The sequence below is a fragment of the Nocardiopsis sp. NPDC050513 genome, assembly GCF_044457925.1.
Classification (GTDB): Bacteria; Actinomycetota; Actinomycetes; order Streptosporangiales; family Streptosporangiaceae; genus Nocardiopsis.
Window position 1 is genome coordinate 122,830 of the sequence record NZ_JBITHK010000013.1, and the last position, 23,456, is coordinate 146,285.

Genomic DNA, 23,456 nt, shown 5'->3' on the forward strand with positions numbered 1-23,456 from the left:
GGAAGGTGGGGAGCGCACCAGGGGCACGGATGCCTCCGATGAGCTGGGAGGGCATCGACCACGCGCTCGACCGCGTGCGCGGTGAGGCCGACCGGATCGCACTCCAGTGCAGGGACCTCGACCGCGACGGCCGCCACCGGACGGTGGGGTCGGCGGACCTGGTCGGGCGCACCCGGCGGCGCTGGGAGGAGGCGGAGGTCCGCGTCCACAGCCTGTGGACGGTGTACGCCGCCCTCCGGGCCGTGGTCGACCGCGCCGCCGACCTGCGCGCCTCCGCGGATCCGGACACCCCGTGCACGCTGACCCGGCTCCTCGACGGACCGTCGGTGGTCCTGCCCGGCGGCGACGCTCCCGGCGAGCGGATCACCCTCGCCGAGGCGATCGCCCGGGCGACGGCCGACTACGAGGAGGTCACCGAGGCGGTCTCCGCCGTCGAGACCGCCGGGGACGCGCTCCGGCCCCGGCTCGCCGAGTTGGAGTCCATGTGGCGCGACATCGGCACCTACTCCGACATGGTCGGAATCCCCGAGGAGGCGCACGAGGACCTGCGGGCCGAGCTGTCCGGGGTGGAGGAGACCATCCACCGCGACCCGCTGTCCCTGGTCGTGGACGGCCACGTGGTCACCAGCGAGATCGAGCGACTGCGCGTTCTGCTGGACGGCACCCGGGGCGAACTCCGCGACGCCCTGCGCATGCGCGACTCCTACCACGAGAACGTCGAACGCCTCCGCTTCGCCGTCGACGACGTCGGGCGCATCGTCCAGCGCACCCGGATCCTGCGCGAGCAGGTCCTCGCCAAGGTCTCCGCGCCCGCCCCGGTCGACGTCCACGACCCGGTTCCCGCGCTCAGCGCCGCCGTCGCGGACCTGGACACCCTGCGCGCCCAGGAGCGCTGGCGCGATCTCGGCGCCCGGTTGGGCGTGCTCCAACGCGCGATCCACGACGCCACCGACGACGCCCGCGAGCGCGAGGTCAACCTCACCCGCCTGCTGGAGCGCCGCGCCGAGCTGCGCGGCCGCCTGGACGCCTACCGCGCCCGCGCCGTCCGCCTCGGGCTGACCGGGGACCGCCGGCTCACCGAGCTGCACGGCGCGGCGCACTGGGAACTGTGGCGGGTGCCCTGTGACCTGCGTGCCGCGACCGTCTCCCTGGCCGCCTACCTCAGGGCGCTCCAGGAGACGTCCGGCGCCGACTTCCCCGACGACGGAACCGCCTCCGGCGCCTGGGCGCCGGAGGGCGGGAGCGATGGTGGTGTGACGAGATGACCATGTGCGCGGAACCCAGCTGCGACGGCGGGATCCAGGACGGCCGGTGCGGCGTGTGCGGACGGACCCGGGGCGACGACGCGCTCCACGCCCGGACGCGGATGGTCCCCCTGGAGCCGTCCCCCGCGACCCAGCCGGTGCCGCGCGTACCCCCGCCCGAGGCGCGGTCGGTCGCCGACGCGCCCCCTCCCCAAGACGGTCCCGTCGACGCTCCGCCGCCCGACGCTTCGCAGCCCGGGGCTCCGCAGCCCGGGGTTCCGGCGCCCGGGGTTCCGGCGCCGCGCACCGGGGCGCACTCCGAACCCCCCGACGGCGTCGTCGAACGGTGGCTCACCTCCGGTTCCTCCGACGCGGACCGGACCGACGACAACCCCGTGGAGTCCCACCCGCTCTTCGACAACGTCCGCATCTCCGGTCGCTACCGACCCAGTGGCACCGTCGGCATCAACCGTGTGCGCGGCACCGGCCCGGGGTCGGCGCGGACGAGCCGTCGTTCCGCGCGCGGCATGCTCGGGATGGGCATGGTCCAGGTGCCCCTCGTCCCCTACCGCGATCCCACCGAGGCGGTCCTGTCCCGCCCCGTCGTCGCCGAGCACAACCGCCTGTGCGGGTCCTGCGGCGATCGGGTCGGCCGCTCCAGGGACGGGCGGCCCGGCCGCACCGAGGGGTACTGCAGGAGCTGCGGCACGCGCTTCTCCTTCACCCCCAAGCTCTCCCCGGGCGATCTGGTCGGCGGGCAGTACGAGGTGCTCGGCTGCATCGCCCACGGCGGGCTCGGGTGGATCTACCTCGCCCGGGACCGCAACGTCAACGACCGCTGGGTCGTGCTCAAGGGGCTGCTCAACGCGGGGGACGCCGCGGCGCACAGGGCCGCCGCCGCGGAACGCGCGTTCCTGTCGGAGGTCGAGCACCCCAACATCGTCAAGATCATCAACTTCTCCCAGCACCCCGACCCGGACAGCGGGATCCCGTCCGGCCACATCGTCATGGAGTACGTCGGCGGCAAGTCGCTGCGGCAGCTGCTCATGGAGCGCCGCGAACGGGGCGCCGGGGACGAGGTCCTACCGGTCGACCAGGTCATCGCCTTCGGGCTGGAGAGCCTGCGCGCCCTGAGCCACCTGCACGGCAAGGGCCTGCTCTACTGCGACTTCAAGCCCGACAACGTCATGCAGAGCGAGGAGCAGATCAAGCTCATCGACCTCGGCGGCGTCCGGCGCATGGACGACACCTCCAGCCACGTCTACTCCACCCCCGGCTACCGGGTCCCGGAGGACGAGCTGCGTTCGCCGGGTCCCTCCGTCAGCTCCGACCTCTACTCCGTCGGCCGGACGCTGGCCGTGCTCAGCTTCCGGTTCGACGCCAAGCGCGAGCACCAGCACACGCTCCCGCCCAGGGCGACGGTGCCGCTGCTCGTGCGGCACGAGTCCTTCGACCGCCTGCTGCGCCGCAGCACGCACGCCGAGCCCAGGAAGCGCTTCCACCACGCCGAGGACATGTCCGACCAGCTCACCGGCGTCCTGCGCGAGGTGCTGTCCGAGCTCGACGGCACACCGCACCCGGCGCCCTCCTCCCAGTTCGGCGGGGAGAACACGCTCGGCGCCACCGACGTCGGCGCGATCGACGCCGACCGGCTGCTCACCCCGCCCTCGCCGACCGAGGCCGCCGCGCTCCTGCCCAAGCCCCAGATCGACCCCGCGGACCCGGCCGCGCAGCACCTGCGCGGGTTCTCCGCCCTGTCCGCGGACGAGTTGGTCCCCATCCTCCAGGGCATGGCCGCGCCCTCCCCGGCGACGCAGCTCCTGCTGTGCCGCGCGCTCATCACGGCGGGCCGACACGCCGAGGCGATGGACGCGCTGCACCGGTTCAGCGAGGCGGCCCCGGACGACTGGCGCACCGACTGGTACCTCGCGGTCGCCGAGCTGAGCACCGGCCGCTTCGAGGGGGCCCGCGACCTCTTCGACCGGATCTACGACCACCTTCCGGGGGAGAGCGCGCCCAAGCTCGGCCTGGCCATCGCCAGCGAGCGGATCGGCGACCACGCGACCGCCGCCCGCCAGTACCGGACGGTCTGGAACACCGACCACTCCTTCGTCAGCGCGGCGTTCGGCCTGGCGCGGATCCGCCTGGCCCAGGACGACCGGGCGGAGGCGATCCGGGTCCTGGACTCCGTGCCCGAACTCTCCAGCCAGTACGTCCACGCCCAGACCGCACTGGTGTCCGTGCTGTCCGCGCGCCACGGATCCGCGGACGCGAAGGACTTCCTGGAGGCCGGACAGCGTCTGGACCGGCTCGGCCTGGACGGCGAGTCCACCGACCGGCTGGCGGTCCGGGTCCTGGAGAACGTCCTGGTCTGGCTCGGCGGGGGCGGTCGCGCGCCCGCCGACCGGGTGCTGCTCGGCGCGCCGCTCTCGGAGAACGGCGTCCGCGCCAACCTGGAGCGCCGCTACCGTGCGATGGCCTACCGCGCCGCATCGGCGCGCGAACGCCGTGAACTCGTCGACAAGGCCAACTCCCTACGACCGGTGACCCTGCTGTGAGGATCGAAGGAACAGCGATGTCCAAGGTACGGACCTGCCCTGCCTGCGCCGACGGAGCGGCCGCCGGTGACAGCTTCTGCGAGGGGTGCGGACGCACCCTTCCGGGCGGCATCGGGGACACGTCCGTCGAGAACCCCGACTCGGTGCCCACCGCCCCCCAGGTGAGCCTGTCGGGAGCGACCCCCGGACCCGAGCACGACGGACGGCCCGGTCTGGTCCCCGAGGACGGCCCCCCCACCGCCCCGCAGGTCAGCCTGTCCGGGGCCACGCCCCCGGTGCCCGACGCGCTGGCCACCCAGCCGATGCGGCGGGACTCCGTCCCCTCCGGATCCGGAGGGCCGAGCCTGTCCTCCGAGCCCGCCAGGTCGGCCGGCCCCGCCCGGTCCGGGAGCCGGACCGCGACGTCCGCCCCGACCGTCCCGGCCTGGCCGCCGCCGGCCACCGGCAGCGTGCCGGTCAAGCCCACCAACCCCGAGCTGTGCTCGTGGTGCCCGGGGCGGGTCCGCACCGGCTTCTGCGCATCGTGCGGCAGGCTCCAGCCCAGGGGACGCGACCACGTCGAGGTGTGCGCGCCAGGAGCGGTCGGCGTCAGCGACCGGGGGCTGCGGCACAGACGCAACGAGGACGCCCTGGGCGTCCGGGTCCTGCCCGCCGACGCCCCCCACGCCCCCGGCGCGGTCGTGGCCGTGGTCTGCGACGGCGTGTCCAGCTCACCCCGCTCCGACGAGGCCTCCCGGGTCACCGCCGAGGCCGGCGTGGCGGTACTCGCCGAACAGGTGCTCCGGGGCGAGGACCCGCGCAGGGCGACCGGTGCGGCGATGACCGAGGCCGCCCGTGCCGTCGCGGCGATCGCCGACTCGCCGCGCTCCGCGCCGGCCTGCACGTTCGTCTCCGCCGTCGTGCGCCCCGACACCGGCGCCGTCACCGTCGGCTGGGTCGGGGACAGCCGCGCCTACTGGCTCTCCGGAGGCCCCTCCGCCAGTGCCTCCGCCCTCCTCACCAGGGACGACTCCTGGAGCGAGGCCATGGTGCAGATGGGGATGCTCTCCAGGGAGGAGGCGATGCGCTCGGCGAACGCGCACGCCCTCGTCGCCTGGATGGGAGCCGACTCCGGACAGATCGACGCGCACGTGTCCACCGTCACCCCGACCGGGCCCGGCGCCGTCGTCCTGTGCACGGACGGCCTGTGGAACTACTACCCGGAGGCCGTCGACCTGGCGGCCGCTGTCCCCGGCGCGGGTACGGCGCCACGGGAGGCCGCCCGCCGCTACGTCGACCTCGCCCTCGAGGCGGGCGGCAAGGACAACATCACCGTCGTCGTCATACCCGTGCCCGGAGGTGGTGGCCCTCGTGCGGGACAGGCCTGACCACCCCGACAGGCCGCAGCACCGCCTCCTGAACCCCTACCCGCACGGTCGTAGCGAACCCCGGGGCGGCCCGTGCCCCGACTGCGGCACGTCCCGCACCGGCCGGTTCTGCGAGGAGTGCGGGTTCGACTTCGCCTCGCGCACCGGCGGCGACCGTCGGCGCTCCGGCCCGCACGGTCCGGTCCACGGCGTGCCGTGGCGGGCGGTCGTGACCGCCGACCCCGCCTACTACCAGTACCTGGTGAACGAGGGCAGGCTCGACGCCGAGCGGCTCCCGTTCCCGTCGCGGTACCAGCAGCGCCGCGTCATGCTCCAGGGCGAGCGGATGCACATCGGCCGACGCAGCGTCAGCCGCGGCTTCACCCCCGAGATCGACCTCGGCGGGCCGGAGGGAGACCCCGCGATCTCCCAGCTCCACGCGATCCTGGTGCCCGCCTCCGGCGGTTCCTGGTCCCTCCTCGACCCGGGGTCGACCAACGGGACCACGATCAACGGAGCCACCAACCCCATCCCCCGTAACGTGGAGGTTCCCCTGAATGACAGCGATCGGATCTACGTCGGCGCGTGGACCGTCATCATCGTCCAGAAGGGGTGAGGCGCGGTGACCGCCGCCAGGGCGGGCGCCCGCCGTCTCCTGAACTCCACTCCGGCCCGGGTGTGGGCGATGACCGTGCTGTGCGCCGCGGCGATCGCGGGTCTGTTCGCGTCGTCGCACGCCGCCCTGACCGAGGCCCGCGACGGTCTCGACGTACTCGGCCGCGACGCCGGTCCGCGTGCCATGGCCACCACCGAGCTGTACCTGGACCTGGCCGACATGGACGCGCGCATGGCCGACGTCCTGCTCATGGGGACCGACCACGACCTGGGGTCGGGGCGCGCGGACGCCTTGGAGCGGTTCGAGGCCAGCCGCCTGCGGGCCAACGAGGCGCTGCTCCAGGCCGCCTCGCTCACCGAGGGCGACAGCGTGGAGGAGCGCAACGTCGAGGCGGTGCTCGACGGGATGGGCGCCTACGAGCGGCTCGCCTCCCGCGCCCTCCTGCTCAACGACCGGGCCGATGCCCCGCCCGGCCGACTGGACGGGGACGCACTGGAGGAGTACCGGCACGCCACACAGCTGATGCACACCGAACTGCTGCCCAAGGCGTTCAACCTCGGCCTGGACTCCTCGGCGATCGTCCGGCAGAACCACGAGGAGGGGCAACTGGCGGTCGTGCGGGGACTGCTGTCGGTCGGAGCCGTCGGTGTCGCCGCCACCGCGGCGCTGGTGGCGCTCCAGCTCTACCTGCGCGTGCGGTTCCGCCGCCGGTTCAACCTCCCCCTCCTGTGCGCGACCCTGGGGGTCGTGGCGCTCACCGTCGGCGTGGTCCTCACCCTGGAGGTCAGCATCGGCCACCAGCACGACGCCAAGGAGCAGGGGCTGGACGCCACGATGGCGCTCGCCCGCGCCGGTGCGATCGCCACCGACATGCAGGCCGACCAGAGCCGCTACCTCGGCGACCCCGAACTCGCGGACAGCTACCAGCAGGTGTACCTGGAACGCGCCCAGCAGGTGCTCTTCCGGCCCGCCGAGAACCTCGGCCAGTACTACACGGCGGTCGACGAGGTCGCCGCCGCCTACCCCGACCTGCCGGGGGCGGACGGTCCGGACGACGACGATCCGGGCACGCTCGGCTACCTGGGCGAACAGGCGCAGGAATCACTGCTGCCCGGCCAGGAGGACGCCCTCGCCGAGGTGCTCCGGACCTACGGCCGGCTGCACGCGCAGGACCGCGAACTCCGTGCGTCCGCCAGTGAGGGCGACCTGGCCGCCGCCATCGGCACGCGCATGGCCATCGCCGACTCCCGGGACGGCGCCTTCCCCGCCTACGTCGCGGCCCTGGACGGGCTGAGCGACCTGCACCGCGGCGCGTTCACCGAGGGCATCGCCCGCGGTGACAGGGTGCTGGACCCGTGGCGGTGGGGGCTCCCCGCGTTCACCCTGGCCCTGCTCGCCCTGGTCGGGCTCGGGGTCCGTCCGCGGCTGGCCGAGTACCGCTGAGAGAGGAACGGGAATGAGGCTGACCACCGGCCCCGCCGCGGCGGCCGCCGTCGTGCTGGGGATGAGCGGCTGCGCCGTCGCGCTGGGCGACGAGGCCTCGGTGCTCGACCTGGAGACGATCACCGTGGGGGTCAAGTACGACCAGCCCGGCACCGGTCTGCGGGGGCCCGACGGAGAGCTGACCGGATTCGACGTCGACGTCGCCCACGACATCGCCGAGCGCCTGGGCTACTCCCCCGACCAGGTCGAACTGGTCGGGGTGACCTCCGCCGAGCGTGAGGACCTGCTGATCAGCGGTGAGGTGGACATCATCGTGGCGACCTACTCGATCACCCAGGCCCGCAAGACCGAGGTGACCTTCGCCGGTCCGTACTACGTGGCCCAACAGGATCTGCTCGTCCGTGCGGAGGACACCGACATCGACGACGTGCGCGACCTGGAGGGGCGCAGGCTCTGCCAGGGGCGCGGGTCCAACTCGGCGCGGCGGATCACCGAGGGGCTCGGGATCGAGGTCGAGCAGACGGACGCCCCCAGCTACGGCGACTGCGTCGACGCCCTGCGCGACGGGGAGGTGGACGCGATGTCCACGGACAACCTGATCCTCGCGGGCTTCCTCGCGCAGTCCCCGCACGCCTTCCGACTGGTGAACAACCCGTTCACCGAGGAGAAGTACGGGGTCGGGCTGCCGCACGGCGACGTGCGCGCGTGCGAGGCGGTCAACAAGGCGATCAGCGAGATGTACCAGGACGGAACCGCCGCGGAACTGTTGGACGAGTGGTTCGGGGAGACCGGCCTGGACCTCGTCACGAGCGTTCCCCAGTTCGAGGGGTGCCCGTGACGGTGGTGGCCCGTCGCGGTCGGATCACGGATACTTGACCGGACAGGTCGGGGGATCCGGAGGGAGCTGCTTTCGTTGACCATCGTCGAGTTCCTCAACGCGCGGTTGGACGAGGACGAGCGCGCGTCGAGGGCGGTTCCCGTGGGCGCCCGTGGTCGGGATCGGGCTCTGGCGGAGGTGGCGGCCAAGCGGATGATCGTCCAGGGGTACACCCAGGCGCACTCCGCGAGCATGCGCGTGCTCGGGCCGGCGCCCTCCGCGCCCGCCGACGGCGACCCGTGGGCGGAACTCCTCGCCTGGCGGCGCGCGGTGAAGTACCTGGCGACCGTGTACCGGGGCCACCCCCAGTACGACCGGTCCTGGGAGGACTGACCGGGCGGACGGCCGGTCCGCCCGGCGGTCAGCCCTCACGCCACGGGTCGAGGGCCAGCTTGCCGCTGGTCCGGCCCGCCTCGAGCTCCAACAGCGCCTCCGGTCCCTCGGACAGGGGACGCATCCGGGGAGTCCCGGGCGGGTACACTCCCCGGGCGATGAGCGCCTCGATCTCGGCGATCAGCGACCGGTAGACGGACGGGGCCTGCTCCGCCAGCGCGCCGATGTGGAGGCCCTTGATCTGGACGCGGTGGGTGAACACCAGATCGTGCGTGGACAGCGTGGCGTCTCCGGAGGCGGCGCCGAACACGACGACCCGACCGCTGAACGGCCTGGCGACCGACAGGCTGGCCTCGAAGGTGGCCCGGCCGACGGACTCCAGGACCAGGTCGACGCCTCCGGTCAGACGGGTGATCTCCCGGGCCAGGTCGGGGCGTGCGCCGTCCAGGACCTCGTCCGCGCCGAGGGACCGGACGGTGTCGTGTTTGGCCGGTGATGCCGTGGCGACCACGCGCGCTCCGTAGTGTCGGGCGAGACGTACGGCGGCCTGCCCCACGCCCCCGGCCGCGGCGTGGACGAGCACCGTGTCACCCGCCCGGACCTCGCCCAGCGGCTTCAGCGCCGCCAACGCGGTCGCCCAGTTCAGCACCATGCCGAGGGCCTCGGCGTCGGTCCACCCGGGAGGGACCGGGAGGACACCCGCGGCGGGCATCGTCATGTACTGCGCGAAGGCGCCCGGGCCGACTCCCACGACGTGCGTCCCCAGGGGGAGCGGGGCCCGGACTCCCGGACCGGAGCCCAGGATCTCGCCGGCGGCCTCGAAGCCCGCCACGTAGGGCGCTCGCGGGCCCCCGCCGTAGGTTCCGCGGGTCTGCATGACGTCCGCGAAGTTGACCCCGGCGGCGCCGACCCGGACCAGGTACTCTCCGGGGCCCGGGACGGGGCGTGGACGATCGGTGGTGAGGACCAGGTCCCCCGGCCCCCCGTGGGACGTCTGGACCAGGGCCCGCCCCGTCTGCTCACTCGTGTGTCGCTGCTCCATACCCCGGAACCTAGGACCCTCACACTTGCGTCAACGTCAAGCGGCCGAGTCACGGGCGGGCGCGGCGCGCCTCACGCAGGTAGGCGTCGAGGGCGGCCCGCTGATCGCTGAGAACGGCTATGCGTGCGGCGAGCCGGTCGCGGTGCAGCTCCACCTCGTGCAGGAACTCCGCGCACGACGCCTCCGTCCCGGGTCCGCCGTTCAGGTGCGGCAGCACCTCCTTGACCAGCCGCAGCGGCAGCCCCGACGCCAACAGCGAGCGGATGGCGTGGACCCGGTCGATGGTGGACGGGCAGTAGTCCCGGTATCCGTTTCCACGGCGGCCGGGAACGATCAGACCCTGGTCCTCGTAGTGCCGCAGTGACCGGGTGCTCACGCCGCTCGCCCTGGAGGCTTCGCCGATTCTCATACCCGGGGGCAACGTCCGGACGCCGCGCGGTCTTCCGGCGGGCGCGGCGTCACGCCGGTGCGGCCCGCAGGTCCAGCAGGGCCTCGACCACCTCGCCGAGGTCCCGCCCCCGCACGTCCGGTTCGGGGAAGACCGCCGGGAAGCGGCCCTCCAGATGGGCCGACCACCCCGTCACCAGGCCCGCCCGACCCGCGCCGCCCACGTCCCAACCGTGCGCGGTGACCAGTCCCAACCGGTGCGGCTCGACCTCCAGGGTCCCGGCCGCCGCCAGATACGCCTCCCCGGCCGGTCTCCACCGGCCGGCGCACACCCCGTCGACCAGGTCGAGCAGTCCCGCCCCCGACAACAGCTCCCGTGTCGCGTCCTCGCCTCCCATCGCGAGCGCCACCACCCCCAGACCCGCGTCCCGCGCGGCGGTCACGGCGGACACGGCCTCGCGCCGGGGGGCGAGCCGGGACAGGCCCTCGATGATGGCGTCCTCCGCCGCCGGGGCGATCTGGTGGCCGGTGATGTCCCGAAGCGAGCCCCGGGCCACGTCCTCGAACGTGCGGTCGCCGCCCACCAAGGCCAGCGCGAAGGCGTCGCGCAACAGGTGGTCGCTCCACCGGGTCATGAGGATCCGCGGGATCCCCGCCTCACGGAACCGCCACTCCAGCGGGCCCAGCGGGAACAGGGTGTCGAGGACGTCGAAGGCCAGGGCGAGGGGGCGGGTCGGCATCTCAGCTCCTACCGGGGGCGAGGGGGCTCTGTCCCTCCTCCTACCCAGCCGCGCCCCGGTTGGTCCCCGGATGCGCATAGGGTTCCTGGTGGTCCGACACGGGGGCCACGGAGGACGGCGGTGGAGCCAGCGGTGACGGAAGAACAGACGGCCGGGGTCGACCCGGAGCACCTGCGTGTGTGCCTGGAGGTGCTCGAACGCGCCGTGGAGCTGCCCGGCGACCACCCGGACTCGGTCACCCTGCAGCGCGCCACCGCCAAGCTGTTCAAGGCCGTGAAGGAGCACCGCCGGCGCGTCCGACGGACCGAGCGCAAGGCCCACGACGACGCCGTCCTGGCGGCGACGGCCACCGCCGCGCCCGACCGGATCGACGACGAGACCAACGGCCGCGCCCTGACCAGCGGGACCGCCGGGAAGCTCGCGGGCGTGCTCCGCAAGCCCCGGCCCTGTTACGTGTGCAAGGAGAAGTACGCGGAGGTCGACGCGTTCTACCACCAGCTCTGCCCGAGCTGCGCACGGGTCAACCGGGAGCGCCGCAACGCGCGCACCGACCTGACCGGACGACGTGCCCTGCTCACCGGCGGGCGCGCCAAGATCGGCATGTACATCGCGCTGCGCCTCCTGCGCGACGGCGCGCACACCACGGTCACCACGCGTTTCCCCAAGGACGCCGTCCGCCGGTTCGCCGCCATGCCCGACAGCGACCGGTGGCTGCACCGGCTGCGTGTGGTGGGGATCGACCTGCGCGACCCCGGGCAGGTCGTGCGGCTGGCCGACGCCGTCGCCGAGCGGGGGCACCTCGACATCCTCATCAACAACGCCGCGCAGACCGTCCGGCGCGCTCCGGGCTCCTACGGGCCGCTGATCGCCGCCGAGGCCGAACCGCTCACCGGCGACGCCCCCGAACCGCTCGTCCTCGGAGGCGCGGCTCCGCGCTCGCTGGACTCCGGCGAGCCGAGCGCCTTCACCCCGGAGATGCTCACCTCCCTGGCCCTGACCACCGGCTCCGCCTCGATGGAGCGGGTCCGCGAGGGCACCGCCATCGACGCCGGAGGCCTCGTCCCCGACCTCGCTCCCGTCAACAGCTGGTCGCGCACGGTCGGCGAGGTCGACCCCGTCGAGATGCTGGAGGTGCAGCTGTGCAACGTGAGCGCGCCGTTCCTCCTCGTCGACCGGCTGCGCCCCGCCCTGGCCGCCTCCCCGGCCCGGCGCGCCTACGTCGTCAACGTGTCCGCCATGGAGGGGGTCTTCGGACGCGGCTACAAGGGCGCCGGCCACCCCCACACCAACATGGCCAAGGCCGCGCTCAACATGCTCACCCGCACCAGCGCCCAGGAACTGCTGGAGACCGACGGCATCCTCATGACCAGCGTGGACACGGGCTGGATCACCGACGAACGGCCGCACCCGGACAAGGAGCGCATCGCCGCCGCGGGGTTCCACGCTCCGCTGGACCTGGAGGACGGGGCCGCGCGCGTGTACGACCCCATCGTCCGGGGCGAGCGCGGCGAGGACGTGTACGGCTGCTTCCTCAAGGACTACGCGCCCGCGGCCTGGTAGGCGCTCAGCTCACGTGGCCGCCGCGGTGGGCCCAGGCGGCGATCTCCACCCGGTTCCGCGCGCCCAGCTTGTTCTGGATGCTCGCCAGATGGGTCTTGACCGTGCTCACGGTGACGTACAGCTCCGCCGCCACCTCCGTGTTGGTCAGGCCCCGGGCCACCGCGCGCGCGATCTCCAACTCGCGCTCGGTCAGCCCTGCCGCGTCCGCCTCCGGGCGCGGCCCCGCCGCGGCGAAGTGTCTGAGCAGCCGGACGGTGATCCGCGGGGAGACCATCGCGTCGCCCCGCGCCGCCGCCCGGACCGCCTCGATCAGCAGCGCGGGACCCGCGTCCTTGAGCAGGAAGCCGACCGCGCCGCCCGCCAACGCGGCGTGCACGTACTCGTCCAGATCGAACGTGGTCACCACGACCACCCTCAGCGGGTCGGCCACCCCGGGTCCGGCCAGTCGGCGCGTCGCCTCCAGGCCGTCCAACCCGGGCATGCGGATGTCCATGAGCGTCACGTCGGGCCGCAGCTCCCGCGCCAGGCGGACCGCCGTCAAGCCGTCTCCGGCCTCGCCCACGACCTCGATGCCGTCCTCGGCGTCCAGCATGTAGCGGAAACCGGTCCGGACCATCTCCTGGTCGTCGGCGAGCAGTACCCGAATCGTCAAGCGTCCTCGTCTCCGTCTCCGTCGCCGTCGAGCGGCAGCCACGCCCGCACGACCCACCCCTGTGCCGGCCCCAGCGGACCGGCGGTCAGCTCGCCACCGACCAGTCTGGCCCGCTCGGCCATGCCGAGCAGCCCGTATCCGCCGCCGACAGCGACCGCGCCGCCGCGCCCGTCATCGTAGACGCGCAGCCGCACGCCGTCGTCGAGGACCTCCACCACGACGCTCACGCGCTCCGCGCCGCGCGCGTACCGCAGGGCGTTCGTGACGGACTCCTGGGCGATCCGCAGCACCGCCGTGCCCACGTCCGTGGGAAGGTCCGCGACCGCCTCGCCCGCGTGCACGCAGACCTCGGGCCGACCGCCCCGCGCGGGCGCGGCCAGCCGCTCCAGTCCCTGCGCGACGTTGGCCGCCAGCGGCGCGTCGGCCGGGTCCCTCAGCCGCGAGACCATGCCGCGCATCGACTCCAGGGCCCTGCCGCCCGCCGCCTCGATCCCGGGCAGGGCCGCGCGGACCGCCTCCGGATCCCTCTCCGCGATGTACCGCAGCGCCTGGACCTGCACCACGATCCCCGTGACCTCGTGGGCGACCACGTCGTGCAGGTCCCTCGCCAGCGACAGCCGCTCCTGCGCCCGCACGGTCGCCATGTGCTCGCGGTGCTGGGCGGCCCGCCAGCGCAGGAACAGGCCGGGCGCCAACCCCACCCCGACGGCCACCAGCGCCCCCGACAGTTGACCCGGCCAGTACGGTTCGCGCAGGTAGTCGGTGAGGAACGCCCCGAAGGCCAGCGCGGAGACCAGGCCGATCTGCCACACCCGGCACCGCAGCGCCGCGAGTGTGAGCAGGAGCAGCAGCCCCACCGCCTCGGACAGCGCGAACGAGTACCCGAACATCCCCTTGGGCGGGGCCCACAGCACCGCCGAGGTCGCCGCCGCCACGAGCGCGCCGCACACCCCGAGGACCGTGGTCGTCGCCGCCCGGGTCCGCGGCCAGAGCGCGATCCACCCGAGCACGACGAGCACGGTCCCGGAGACCAGGGTCAGGAAGTACAGGGACCGCTCCGGAGGCCCGACCCAGTCCTCCTCGCCGAGGACGCGCACCGTGGTGCCGAGGTCGACGAACCAGGCGAGGGCGAGCAGCAGGTTCGCCGACCACACGACCAGCATCGGCAGGCCCGACTCCGTGGCGGCGAGGTGTCCGGAGATCCGGGCGAAGGCCCTGTTCAACGCCATGCTCCTCAGGCTAGAGCGCGATCGCTCCACGGGCCTCCACCGAAAGGACGAGGCGCCGGGTCGGCGCTTCGGCCGATGCGCGGGGAGGAGGCCGCGAGGGATCGTGGTCGGGTACCGACGAACGAGGAGTACCCCGTGACCGAAGTCCAGGCCCGAGACGCCAGAGCGGCCCGAGCACCGTCCGCGCCCGCGCCCCGCGTGGCCTTCCTCGACGTCGCGCGGGCACTCGCGATGATCGGCGTCGTCATGATGAACGTGACCGTCGTCGTGTTCGCCGCCGAACGCGCCGGGGAGCTCGCTCCGAGCACGCTGACCTCCGTCGTCGACACCGGCGCCTCCCTCCTGATGTCCGGCAAGGCCCGCGCCATGCTGATGGTGCTGCTCGGCGTCGGCGCCGTCCTCGCCTGGCGGGGCGCGGTCGGGCGCGGTCAACGCCCCATGGCGGTGATGGTCCGGCGCTACGTGGCGCTCGGTCTGCTCTTCGGCGTTCCGCACCTTCTGGTCTTCGACGGCGACATCCTCACCCACTACGCGATCACCGCTGTCGTCCTGGCCCCGCTCATGCCGGTGCTGCTGTCCGGCTCCCGCCACCGCCCGGCCGTCGCCGCCGCGGCCCTGTTCGCCCTCGCCCCGGGCTTCGAGCTCCTGATGCCGGCGGGCGGCGTGTGGATCCTGGTGTCGCTCGTCCCGCAGACGCTCGCGTTCTTCTGCGTCGGCGTGTGGCTGGCGCGCACGCCCGCGTTCGCGGGGGCGCCCTCCCGTCTGCCGGTCCGCCTCGTCTGGACGGGCCTCGTCGGCCAGGCCGTCGGCCTGGCCCTCATGCTCGCGTCCGACCTGCTCTTCCCGATCCAGGTGGACGCCGACGGCGTGCCCGTCCACCTGGGCGCCGACGGCCTGCCGGTGACCCGTCCGGTCTCCGACGCGCTCGTCTCGTTCGGCGGTTCGCTCTCGGGGCTGGGCGGCGCCCTGTTCTATCTGGGCCTGGTCTGGTGGCTGGTCGACCGCGGGCGCGCCGCCTCCCGGGTCCTGGGCGTGCTCGCCCCGCTCGGCCGCATGACGCTCACCGTCTACCTGGGCAGCACCGCCGTGTTCCTTCTGACCATGAGCCCCTTCCAGGGCGAGATCACCGTCCTCGGCCAGTACGCCGTCGCCACGGCCTACTTCGTCCTCATGGCGGTCGGCGCCCGCCTGTGGACGGCCCGCTTCCGCCTGGGCCCGTTGGAGTGGGTGTGGCGGAGCCTCACCTACCTGCGGCCGATGCCGATGCGTCGCTGAGGCGGCTCAGCCCCCGGCCACGGAGGGCAGCAGCCGCACGTCGGCGCCGTCCGGGACCGGGGCGTCGAGTCCGCCGATGCCCCGGCACTCGTCCTCGCCGACGAACACGTTCACGTATCTGCGCAGGGCGCCCTGGTCGTCGCGGATCCGGCGGTCCAGTCCCGGGTACTGCCGCGTCAGTGCGTCGATGACACCCCTCAGCCTGGCACCGTCGTCGACCTCGACCGGTACGTGGGCGGCGCCGTCGGCGTCCGCCCGCAGCAGCCCGGGCAGGTGGACGGTCACCCGCATCTCAGACCTCCACCGCGCGCACGCACAGGACGTCGGGCAGGTGTGCGGCCACCTGGTGCCAGCGCCCCCCGTCGTCCGTGGCGGCGTACACGTCGCCGGTACGGGTCCCGAAGTAGAATCCGGGGACGTCCGCCCCGTCCGTGCACGCGGCGTCGCGCAGGACGATGCCGAAGTAGGGCCCTTGAGGCAGTCCCTCGGTCACGGCCCGCCAGCTGTCGCCGCCGTCGTCCGTCCGGTACGCGCCCAGCCTGTTCCCCGGCGGGAGGTGCACCTCCTGGCTGAGCACGGGGAAGTTCAACGCCGTCTCCGGCCGCCGAGGGTGGGCGACCACCGCGAACCCGAAGTTCGAGGGCAGCCCCTTCTCGATCGCGGTCCAGCCCTCGCCCGCCGGATCGGCGCTGCGGTAGACCCCGTGGTGGTTCTGCAGGTACATGACCCCGTTCGGGGCCGCCGTGACCTTGTGGACGCACTGCCCGAACTCGGGTTCCTCGTCGGGCAGGAAGACCGCCGAGACGCCCCGGTTGGCGGGCGCCCAGCTGGCCCCGGCGTCCCGGGTCTGGTACACACCGCCCGTGGACATGGCCACGGTCATGCCGTCCGGCGACCGGTCGCCCGAGGCCAGCAGGCCCGGGAGGACCGTGTGGATCGCGCCGCCGCCCGCGCCGGGGAACCACTCCGCGCGGTGCGGGTGGTCCCACAGGGCGCGTACCAGCCGGAAGCTCAGCCCGCCGTCGGTCGACCGGAACAGTGCGTGCGGCTCGACGCCCGCGTACACCACCCCCGGCTCCTCCCCGAAGGCGATCTGCCAGACCCGGGTCAACGAGCCGTCGGTGTCCTCGGGGAAGGCGATCGGCGCAGCGTCGGGCTCGTGCCAGGTCGAGCCGTGGTCGTCGCTGTACCAGACGCTGGGGCCGTAGTGCGAGCTCTCGGCGCCCGCCAGGATCCGGCCGGTGTGCGGGTCGATCCCGACCGCGTACACCGCGTCCATGCTCGCGTAGTCCGCCGCGTCCAGCCGGTGCGGTCCGGCCACCTCCCACGCGCGACGATCCTCGCTCTGCGCGGTGAAGAGCCCCTTGCGCGTGCCGATGACCAGGAGATACGTCATAACCAACTCCAGGGGTGTGATTCAGGTCTCCCACTGTGGCACACGGGTCCGACATTGGGCGGCAGGCAACACGCCGTACTACAGTTAAGAAGCCTAACTATTCACTTGGGGCAGAATTCTGGTCCCGCCGGAAAAGCCGGTGGCATAACCTCCGTGAGAGGGGAACCACATTCGATGCCGATCAGCTCCGTCCGCGTCAAGACGGTTGTCACTCGGCGCTGGTTCTGCAATAAAATTCCGGGCCAGCCGGAACATGTGCGTTGGGCCCTCTGGCCGTGCCCGACGCCCGTGTCCACAACGACTTCGGCCAGACGACTTCCCGCTACCCGAGTACTCACTGAGCGTTTCAGGACCACAGTCCTAATGGTCCGGCGTCTCATGGAGAACCGGGTTCCCACTCGATAGGGTCGACTCATGCACCACCCCCCGGACACGCTCCACGCTCGTAAACGGCGCAAGGCCCGTGCGTTGATCGTGTCGGCCGCCTTCCAGCTGTTCGCCGAGCACGGATTCGACAACGTCACGGTCGCGGCGATCGCCGAACGTGCCGAAGTGGGACGAACTACCTTCTTCAGGTACTTCGGCGACAAACAACAAGTGCTGTTCGCCGACGACGCGGCCGAGGCCGACCGCATGTGCGCGTACGTCCGCGAGAGGGCGTCCGTGGGGGACGACCTGCGCGCCGCCGTCCAGCTGCTCCGCGAGGCGGGCCCGCACACCACCCAGTCCCCCGAGCACGCGCGCGTGCTGTCCCGCCTCCTGCGCGAGAGCGACGACCTCCGTTCGCGCTACCTCCTGATGCAGCAGTGCAGGGCCGACAAGCTGGCCAACGCTCTGGTGGAGACCGGCACCTCGGAGACCGTGGCGGTCCTCGCCGCCCAGCTCGCGATGGCCTGTGAGATCACCGCGGCGCGCCTGTCGGGCACCCCCGAGTCCCTGTCCGCCCGCCTGGACGAGGCCCACAAACTCCTCGCCGGCCACTGACGGCGTCACCCTGCCCCGAGGGGTCCCGCAGGGGGGTTCGTGTCCCCGGCCTCCCTCGCCGCCCATCCGGCGGCTCCGCCCCGGTCGTCGCGGGGTGGTCCTCGCCGCACTTTTCGTGTGATTCAGCTCACGTTCGTCCGGTTCTGGATTTACTTGGACGTCCAACTATATGGTGGGCGCCACAGAGCCGCGGTACGGGCAGGCCGGTGCGAGTCCGGCACGGTCCCACCCATGTGACCGGGGAGCGTTCCCGGAGCCAGGACACCGGCCGCGGTTCGACGTCCGTGTGATCCACGAGGAGGGAGCGAGCACGCATGGCACCGGTACGCGCGATCCGCCTCAGGCACGCAGAGCCGCCTGGGCGAGCCGTCCGGGACCGCGCACCGTGAACCCGGCCTCCCGGCCTCCCGGCATCCCGGGAGTCCGGCAGGCCGCACACCCCCGCGGCCCTGTTCCGCCATGCTCCGCGCATCGCTCCGCCTCCAGACGAGAGCTGGTTTGCCATGGTGACCGACCACAGCGCGCCCCGCGACCCCGACCCGGCCGACGCGCCCCGCGAGCTGACGCACTTCATCCACGGAAAGCACGTCCCCGGCCGATCCGACTCCTTCGGCGACGTCCACGACCCCAACACCGGCGCCGTCCAGGCCCGCGTACCGCTCGCGGACCGCGCGGAGACCGAGGCGGCCATCGCCGACGCCGAGCGCGCCCAGCCCGGGTGGGCCGCCTGGAACCCGCAGCGCCGGGCCCGCGTCCTCCTCCGCTTCCTCCAACTCGTGGAGGACGAGCGCGAGAGTCTCGCCCGCATGCTCTCCTCCGAGCACGGCAAGACCGTTCCCGACGCCCACGGCGACATCCAGCGCGGCCTCGAGGTGGTCGAGTTCGCCGTCGGGATCCCGCACCTGCTCAAGGGCGAGTTCACCGACAACGCCGGCACCGGCATCGACGTCCACTCCCTCCGCCAGCCCCTGGGCGTCGTCGCGGGCATCACGCCCTTCAACTTCCCGGCGATGATCCCGCTCTGGAAGGCGGCGCCCTCACTCGCCTGCGGAAACGCCTTCATCCTCAAGCCGTCCGAGCGCGACCCCTCCGTCCCCCTGCGCCTGGCCGAACTCTTCCTGGAGGCGGGACTGCCCCCGGGCGTGCTCAACGTCGTCAACGGCGGGAAGGAGAGCGTCGACACGCTCCTCACCGACCCGCGCGTGGCGGCCGTCGGCTTCGTCGGCTCCACGCCCGTCGCCGAGTACGTCTACACGACCGCCACCGCGCACGGTAAGCGAGCCCAGTGCTTCGGCGGGGCGAAGAACCACATGATCGTCATGCCCGACGCCGACCTCGACCAGGCCGTCGACGCACTGATCGGCGCGGGCTACGGGTCCGCGGGCGAGCGCTGCATGGCCGTGTCCGTCGCGGTCCCGGTCGGCGAGGAGACCGCAGACGCCCTGGTCTCCCGTCTGAAGGAGCGCATCACCGGCCTCCGCGTCGGCCCGTCGCACGACCCCGACGCCGACTTCGGACCACTCGTCACCCGCGAGGCCCTGGAGCGCGTGGAGGGCTACGTCGACCTCGGCGTCACCGAGGGGGCCGACCTGGTCGTCGACGGCCGCGGCCACACCGTGCCGGGCCACGAGAACGGGTTCTTCACCGGCCCCAGCCTCTTCGACCGCGTCACGCCCGACATGCGGATCTACCGCGAGGAGATCTTCGGCCCGGTGCTCTCGGTCGTGCGCGCGGACGCCTACGAGGACGCCCTGCGCCTGCCCAGCGAGCACGAGTACGGCAACGGCGTCGCGATCTTCACCCGTGACGGCGACACCGCCCGTGACTTCTCCCAGCGTGTGGACACCGGCATGGTCGGCGTCAACGTGCCCATCCCGGTGCCCGTCGCCTACCACACCTTCGGCGGCTGGAAGCGGTCGGGCTTCGGCGATCTCAACCAGCACGGGCCCGACTCGATCCGCTTCCACACCCGCACCAAGACCGTCACCTCCCGCTGGCCGTCCGGGGCCAAGGAGGGCGCGAGCTTCACGATCCCGGTCATGAAGTGAGCGGAGCCGCCACCATGACAGCGCTCACCTCCGACCAGGTCATCCTGGCCGAGACCGTCCGCGACTTCGCCCGGGAACACCTCGCACCGCACGCCGTCGAGTGGGACCAGGCCAAGCACTTCCCGGTCGACGTCCTGCGCAAGGCGGCCGACCTGGGCCTGGGCGGCGTCTACGTCGCCGAGGACTCCGGCGGCTCCGGGCTGACCCGGCTCGACGGCGTCGTCGTCTTCGAGGCGCTCGCCACCGGCTGCCCGTCCATCGCCGGGTACCTGTCCATCCACAACATGGTCGCGTGGATGGTCGACCGCTACGGCGACGACGACCAGCGCGCCCGCTGGCTGCCCGGCCTCTGCTCCGCCGAGACCCTCGGCAGCTACTGCCTCACCGAACCGGGCGCGGGCTCCGACGCCGCCGCGCTCGGCACACGCGCGGTCCGCGACGGCGACCACTACGTCCTCACCGGCACCAAACAGTTCATCTCCGGCGCGGGCGCCTCGTCGGTCTACCTCGTCATGGCCCGGACGGCGGACAACGGGGCCTCCGGCGTCTCCGCGTTCCTCGTCCACCGCGACGACCCCGGCCTGTCGTTCGGGGCCAACGAGACCAAGATGGGCTGGAACGCCCAGCCCACCCGCCAGGTCCTCCTCGACGGGGTCCGCGTCCCCGCCGACCGCCTCCTCGGCGGCGAGGGGGACGGCTTCCGCATCGCGATGAACGGGCTCAACGGCGGGCGCCTCGGCATCGCCGCGTGCTCGCTCGGCGGCGCCCAGGCCGCCCTGGAGGCCAGCACCGCCTACCTCACCGACCGTGAGGCCTTCGGCGGCCCGCTGATCAACGCGCAGGCGCTCCGCTTCCGCCTCGCGGAGATGGCCACCGAGCTGGAGGCCGCCCGGTCCCTGCTGTGGCGCGCCGCCGCGGCGCTCGACGCCGGGTCCCCCGAGGCCCAGCGCCTGTGCGCCATGGCCAAGCGGTACGCCACCGACGCCGGGTACGACGTCGCCGACAGTGCCCTCCAGCTGCACGGGGGGTACGGGTACCTCACCGAGTACGGCATTGAGAAGATCGTCCGCGACCTGCGGGTGCATCGAATCCTGGAAGGGACCAACGAGATCATGAGCCTGATCATCGCTCGCGGACTCACCGGGGCCGCCTGATGTCCGAGACACCGGCGACGCCGGCCACGAACGGGCCCGTGACCGCCTCCGCCGACACCGACGCCGAGGTCCTGCTCCGGGTCGAGGGCGCCCTCGGCCGCGTGACGCTCAACCGGCCGCGCGCGATCAACGCCCTCAACCACGCCATGGTGCGGGACATGGACGCCGCTCTCACCGCGTGGGAGCGCGACGACGCCGTCTTCGCCGTGCTCATCGACGGGGCCGGTGAGCGCGGCCTCTGCGCGGGCGGAGACATCCGCTCCATCCACGCCAGCGCCAGGGAAGCCGGGCGCGAGGCCGCCGCCTTCTGGCGCGACGAGTACCTCCTCAACGCCCATATCGCCCGCTTCGCCAAGCCCTACATCGCCCTGATGGACGGTGTGGTCATGGGCGGGGGCGTGGGCGTCTCCGCGCACGGGGACGTCCGCGTCGTCACCGAGCGTTCGACCGTCGGCATGCCGGAGGCCACGATCGGCTTCGTTCCCGACGTCGGCGGAACCTACCTCCTCTCCCGGGCTCCGGGCGAGACGGGGACGCACCTGGCCCTGACCGCCGCGCCCGTCGGCCCCGGGGACGCGGTGTACACCGGCCTCGCCGACCACTACGTCCCGTCCGAACGGCTGGTGGACCTGACCGACGCACTCACCAAGGCGTCCTCCTCCGCCGACGTCTCCGACGCGGTCGGCCGGTTCGCCGAGACCGCCCCGGCCGGAGACCTCGCGGGCGCCCGCCACTGGATCGACGCGTGCTACTCGGCCGACACCGCCGAGGAGATCGTCGAACGGCTGCGCTCCCACGGCGACCGCGACGCCGCGCGCGCCGCCGACGTGATCGAGGGCAAGTCGCCCACGTCGGTCAAGGTCATCCTGGCCGCCCTCCGCCGTGCCCGGAGACTGCCCACCCTGGAGGCGGTCCTGGAGCAGGAGTACCGCGTGTCCTGCGCCACACTGTCCTCGCCCGACCTGGTCGAGGGCATCCGGGCCCAGGTCATCGACAAGGACCGGAGCCCGAAGTGGGTGCCGGACAGGCTGTCCGCCGTGTCGGACACGCACGTCGCACGCTTCTTCGAACCCGCACCGGACGGGCCGCTGGGACTCGTCGACGAGAGGAGCCGCGCATGACCGCCGTCGCGTTCGTCGGACTGGGCAACATGGGAGCTCCCATGGCCGCCAACCTCGTGACCGCCGGGCACCGGGTCACCGGATTCGACCTCGTGCCCGAGGCCCTCGCCAAGGCCGCCGAGGCCGGGGTGCGCGCGGCCGGGAGCGCGGCCGAGGCCGTCGCCGACGCCGAGGTCGTCATCACGATGCTGCCGAGCGGGCGGCACCTGCTCACCGCGTACAACGGCGCCGACGCCGAGGGGAACGGGCGGAAGGGCACCGGCCTCCTGGCCGCGGCCCGCCCGGGAACGCTCTTCGTCGACTGCTCCACGGTGGACGTGGCCGACGCCCGCACCGCCAACGCGGCGGCCGTCGCCGCTGGTCACCGCGCAGTGGACGCACCGGTCTCGGGCGGTGTCGTGGGAGCGACCGCCGCGACGCTGACCTTCATGGTGGGAGCGGAGGCCGCCGACTTCACCGACGTGGAGCCGCTCCTGTCGTCGATGGGGCGCAAGGTCGTGCGCTGCGGCGGGCCCGGAGGCGGTCAGGCCGCGAAGATCTGCAACAACATGGTGCTCGGGGCGTCGATGATCGCAGTCAGCGAGGCGTTCGTGCTCGGCGAGCGGCTCGGCCTGACCCACCAGGCGTTGTACGACGTCGTGTCGACGGCGTCGGGGCAGTGCTGGTCGCTCACCACCAACTGCCCTGTGCCGGGACCGGTGCCGACGAGTCCGGCCAACCGGGACTACAGGCCGGGGTTCGCCGCGTCGCTCATGGCCAAGGACCTGGGACTGGCGGCCAACGCGCTGCGCGACACGGGGGTGGAGGCGGAGATCGGGCTGCACGCCGCCCGGATCTACACGGCCTTCGCCGGGGAACTCGACACCGAGCGCGACTTCTCCGCGATCGTCAACGCCATCCGCGAGCGCTCCGCCAAGCCGGACGGCGCGGGGGCGGACGGGTCACCGGGCGACGGCTCCTGACCGCCGGGCCGACCGCCTCCGCGCACGCCGGGCGCGGAGGCGGTCGGCGCTCTCACGTGCGGTGGTGTGCGGCGACGAAGTCGTCCACCGGGTAGCGCGCCACCCAGTCGCCCACCACGTCCACGGGGACGTCGTCCAGCTTCCTGAACCGGACGCACGACTTGCCCATGTCCAACCTCTTGCCGGTGGCCCGCCACTGTTCGGCGAACTCGTCCTGGCGCTCCTCGCAGTACACGCCCATCAGGTACAGGGAGTAGTTCCGCTTCTGCGCCGCGAGGGCCACGTAGGACAGCGGCTGGCCGTTGTAGGTGTCGGGGAAGCGCTCCAACGGGACGTAGTAGCCGATCATCCCGTAGAGCATGCCCTCCTCGTAGCCGGTCGGCAGCCGGTCGAGGATGATCCGGCGGATCGCGCGCACGACCTCGGCCCGGTCCTCGGGGAGTTCGGACAGGTACTCGTCGACCGTCGCGGCCTGGCTGGACACCATGG

General features: G+C 73.1%; 22 protein-coding genes and 1 riboswitch. Of the genes, 14 read left to right on the forward strand and 8 right to left on the reverse strand.

Annotated elements, in window-relative coordinates; genetic code table 11:
- The first annotated feature begins 38 nt into the window (after window positions 1–38).
- The 7 genes from ACIBFB_RS21890 (at window position 39) to ACIBFB_RS21920 (ending at window position 8,417) form a co-directional block, all read left to right on the forward strand.
- Window positions 39–1,265 (forward strand): hypothetical protein, encoded by a 1,227-nt coding sequence (locus ACIBFB_RS21890; RefSeq protein ID WP_397233071.1) that lies wholly within the window; start codon window positions 39–41, stop codon window positions 1,263–1,265.
- Window positions 1,262–3,802, forward strand: a complete 2,541-nt coding sequence (locus tag ACIBFB_RS21895; protein ID WP_397232939.1) for a tetratricopeptide repeat protein — start codon at window positions 1,262–1,264, stop codon at window positions 3,800–3,802. The genes ACIBFB_RS21890 and ACIBFB_RS21895 overlap by 4 nt, the downstream gene beginning before the upstream one ends.
- A gap of 17 nt (window positions 3,803–3,819) precedes the next feature.
- Complete coding sequence (locus ACIBFB_RS21900) at window positions 3,820–5,169, forward strand: protein phosphatase 2C domain-containing protein (RefSeq protein WP_397232941.1); 1,350 nt, start codon at window positions 3,820–3,822, stop codon at window positions 5,167–5,169.
- Entirely contained in the window at window positions 5,153–5,764 is a 612-nt protein-coding gene (locus tag ACIBFB_RS21905; protein ID WP_397232943.1) for an FHA domain-containing protein, read from the forward strand. Before ACIBFB_RS21900 ends, ACIBFB_RS21905 begins: the two co-directional genes overlap by 17 nt.
- A 6-nt stretch (window positions 5,765–5,770) precedes the next feature.
- Window positions 5,771–7,207 (forward strand): hypothetical protein, encoded by a 1,437-nt coding sequence (locus ACIBFB_RS21910; protein WP_397232945.1) that lies wholly within the window; start codon window positions 5,771–5,773, stop codon window positions 7,205–7,207.
- Between the two features lie 13 nt (window positions 7,208–7,220).
- The gene (locus ACIBFB_RS21915) at window positions 7,221–8,045 is read left to right on the forward strand and encodes a glutamate ABC transporter substrate-binding protein (RefSeq protein WP_397232947.1); all 825 of its coding nucleotides are present in this window, start codon (window positions 7,221–7,223) and stop codon (window positions 8,043–8,045) included.
- Window positions 8,046–8,120: 75 nt separating this feature from the next.
- Window positions 8,121–8,417, forward strand: a complete 297-nt coding sequence (locus ACIBFB_RS21920; RefSeq protein WP_397232949.1) for a DUF6221 family protein — start codon at window positions 8,121–8,123, stop codon at window positions 8,415–8,417.
- A 28-nt stretch (window positions 8,418–8,445) separates the two neighbouring features.
- On the opposite strand, the gene ACIBFB_RS21925 is transcribed toward ACIBFB_RS21920, so the two are convergent.
- The 3 genes from ACIBFB_RS21925 to ACIBFB_RS21935 are packed head-to-tail and all read right to left on the reverse strand — an operon-like array spanning window position 8,446 to window position 10,586.
- Window positions 8,446–9,459 carry an NADPH:quinone oxidoreductase family protein gene (locus tag ACIBFB_RS21925; RefSeq protein WP_397232951.1) on the reverse strand — a complete coding sequence of 338 codons (1,014 nt, stop codon included), beginning with the start codon at window positions 9,457–9,459 and terminating at the stop codon, window positions 8,446–8,448.
- 49 nt (window positions 9,460–9,508) lie between these two features.
- A complete protein-coding gene (locus ACIBFB_RS21930) occupies window positions 9,509–9,868 on the reverse strand; it encodes a MerR family transcriptional regulator (protein WP_397232953.1) in 360 nt (119 codons plus the stop codon).
- 49 nt (window positions 9,869–9,917) lie between these two features.
- Window positions 9,918–10,586, reverse strand: a complete 669-nt coding sequence (locus ACIBFB_RS21935) for a haloacid dehalogenase (protein ID WP_397232955.1) — start codon at window positions 10,584–10,586, stop codon at window positions 9,918–9,920.
- Between the two features lie 132 nt (window positions 10,587–10,718).
- On the opposite strand from ACIBFB_RS21935, the gene ACIBFB_RS21940 reads away from it, so the two are divergent.
- A complete protein-coding gene (locus ACIBFB_RS21940) occupies window positions 10,719–12,146 on the forward strand; it encodes an SDR family NAD(P)-dependent oxidoreductase (protein ID WP_397232957.1) in 1,428 nt (475 codons plus the stop codon).
- Between the two features lie 4 nt (window positions 12,147–12,150).
- On the opposite strand, the gene ACIBFB_RS21945 is transcribed toward ACIBFB_RS21940, so the two are convergent.
- On the reverse strand, window positions 12,151–12,798 hold the full coding sequence (locus ACIBFB_RS21945) for a response regulator (protein ID WP_397232959.1): 648 nt from the start codon (window positions 12,796–12,798) through the stop codon (window positions 12,151–12,153).
- A complete protein-coding gene (locus tag ACIBFB_RS21950; RefSeq protein ID WP_397232961.1) occupies window positions 12,795–14,027 on the reverse strand; it encodes a sensor histidine kinase in 1,233 nt (410 codons plus the stop codon). The genes ACIBFB_RS21945 and ACIBFB_RS21950 overlap by 4 nt, the downstream gene beginning before the upstream one ends.
- 135 nt (window positions 14,028–14,162) lie before the next feature.
- Here ACIBFB_RS21950 and ACIBFB_RS21955 point away from each other — a divergent pair, with 135 nt between their 5' ends.
- The gene (locus ACIBFB_RS21955; RefSeq protein ID WP_397232963.1) at window positions 14,163–15,302 is read left to right on the forward strand and encodes a DUF418 domain-containing protein; all 1,140 of its coding nucleotides are present in this window, start codon (window positions 14,163–14,165) and stop codon (window positions 15,300–15,302) included.
- Window positions 15,303–15,308: 6 nt separating this feature from the next.
- On the opposite strand, the gene ACIBFB_RS21960 is transcribed toward ACIBFB_RS21955, so the two are convergent.
- Window positions 15,309–15,593, reverse strand: coding sequence for a MoaD/ThiS family protein (locus ACIBFB_RS21960; protein ID WP_397232965.1), 285 nt, complete (start codon window positions 15,591–15,593; stop codon window positions 15,309–15,311).
- A 1-nt stretch (window position 15,594) separates the two neighbouring features.
- Complete coding sequence (locus ACIBFB_RS21965; protein ID WP_397232967.1) at window positions 15,595–16,698, reverse strand: WD40/YVTN/BNR-like repeat-containing protein; 1,104 nt, start codon at window positions 16,696–16,698, stop codon at window positions 15,595–15,597.
- Window positions 16,699–17,112: 414 nt separating this feature from the next.
- Between ACIBFB_RS21965 and ACIBFB_RS21970 the strand changes: the two genes are divergently transcribed.
- From ACIBFB_RS21970 to mmsB, 5 genes are all read left to right on the forward strand, one after another.
- Complete coding sequence (locus ACIBFB_RS21970) at window positions 17,113–17,682, forward strand: TetR/AcrR family transcriptional regulator (RefSeq protein ID WP_397232969.1); 570 nt, start codon at window positions 17,113–17,115, stop codon at window positions 17,680–17,682.
- 153 nt (window positions 17,683–17,835) lie between these two features.
- Window positions 17,836–17,970, forward strand: a riboswitch (cobalamin riboswitch).
- A 215-nt stretch (window positions 17,971–18,185) separates the two neighbouring features.
- Entirely contained in the window at window positions 18,186–19,730 is a 1,545-nt protein-coding gene (locus ACIBFB_RS21975; protein WP_397232971.1) for a CoA-acylating methylmalonate-semialdehyde dehydrogenase, read from the forward strand.
- 14 nt (window positions 19,731–19,744) lie between these two features.
- A complete protein-coding gene (locus ACIBFB_RS21980) occupies window positions 19,745–20,884 on the forward strand; it encodes an acyl-CoA dehydrogenase family protein (protein WP_397232973.1) in 1,140 nt (379 codons plus the stop codon).
- Window positions 20,884–22,005 carry an enoyl-CoA hydratase/isomerase family protein gene (locus ACIBFB_RS21985; protein WP_397232975.1) on the forward strand — a complete coding sequence of 374 codons (1,122 nt, stop codon included), beginning with the start codon at window positions 20,884–20,886 and terminating at the stop codon, window positions 22,003–22,005. The genes ACIBFB_RS21980 and ACIBFB_RS21985 overlap by 1 nt, the downstream gene beginning before the upstream one ends.
- Window positions 22,002–22,967 (forward strand): 3-hydroxyisobutyrate dehydrogenase, encoded by a 966-nt coding sequence (mmsB, locus tag ACIBFB_RS21990; RefSeq protein WP_397232977.1) that lies wholly within the window; start codon window positions 22,002–22,004, stop codon window positions 22,965–22,967. Before ACIBFB_RS21985 ends, mmsB begins: the two co-directional genes overlap by 4 nt.
- Window positions 22,968–23,019: 52 nt before the next feature.
- On the opposite strand, the gene ACIBFB_RS21995 is transcribed toward mmsB, so the two are convergent.
- The gene (locus ACIBFB_RS21995) at window positions 23,020–23,454 is read right to left on the reverse strand and encodes a DUF1801 domain-containing protein (RefSeq protein WP_397232979.1); all 435 of its coding nucleotides are present in this window, start codon (window positions 23,452–23,454) and stop codon (window positions 23,020–23,022) included.
- Window positions 23,455–23,456: the final 2 nt, after the last annotated feature.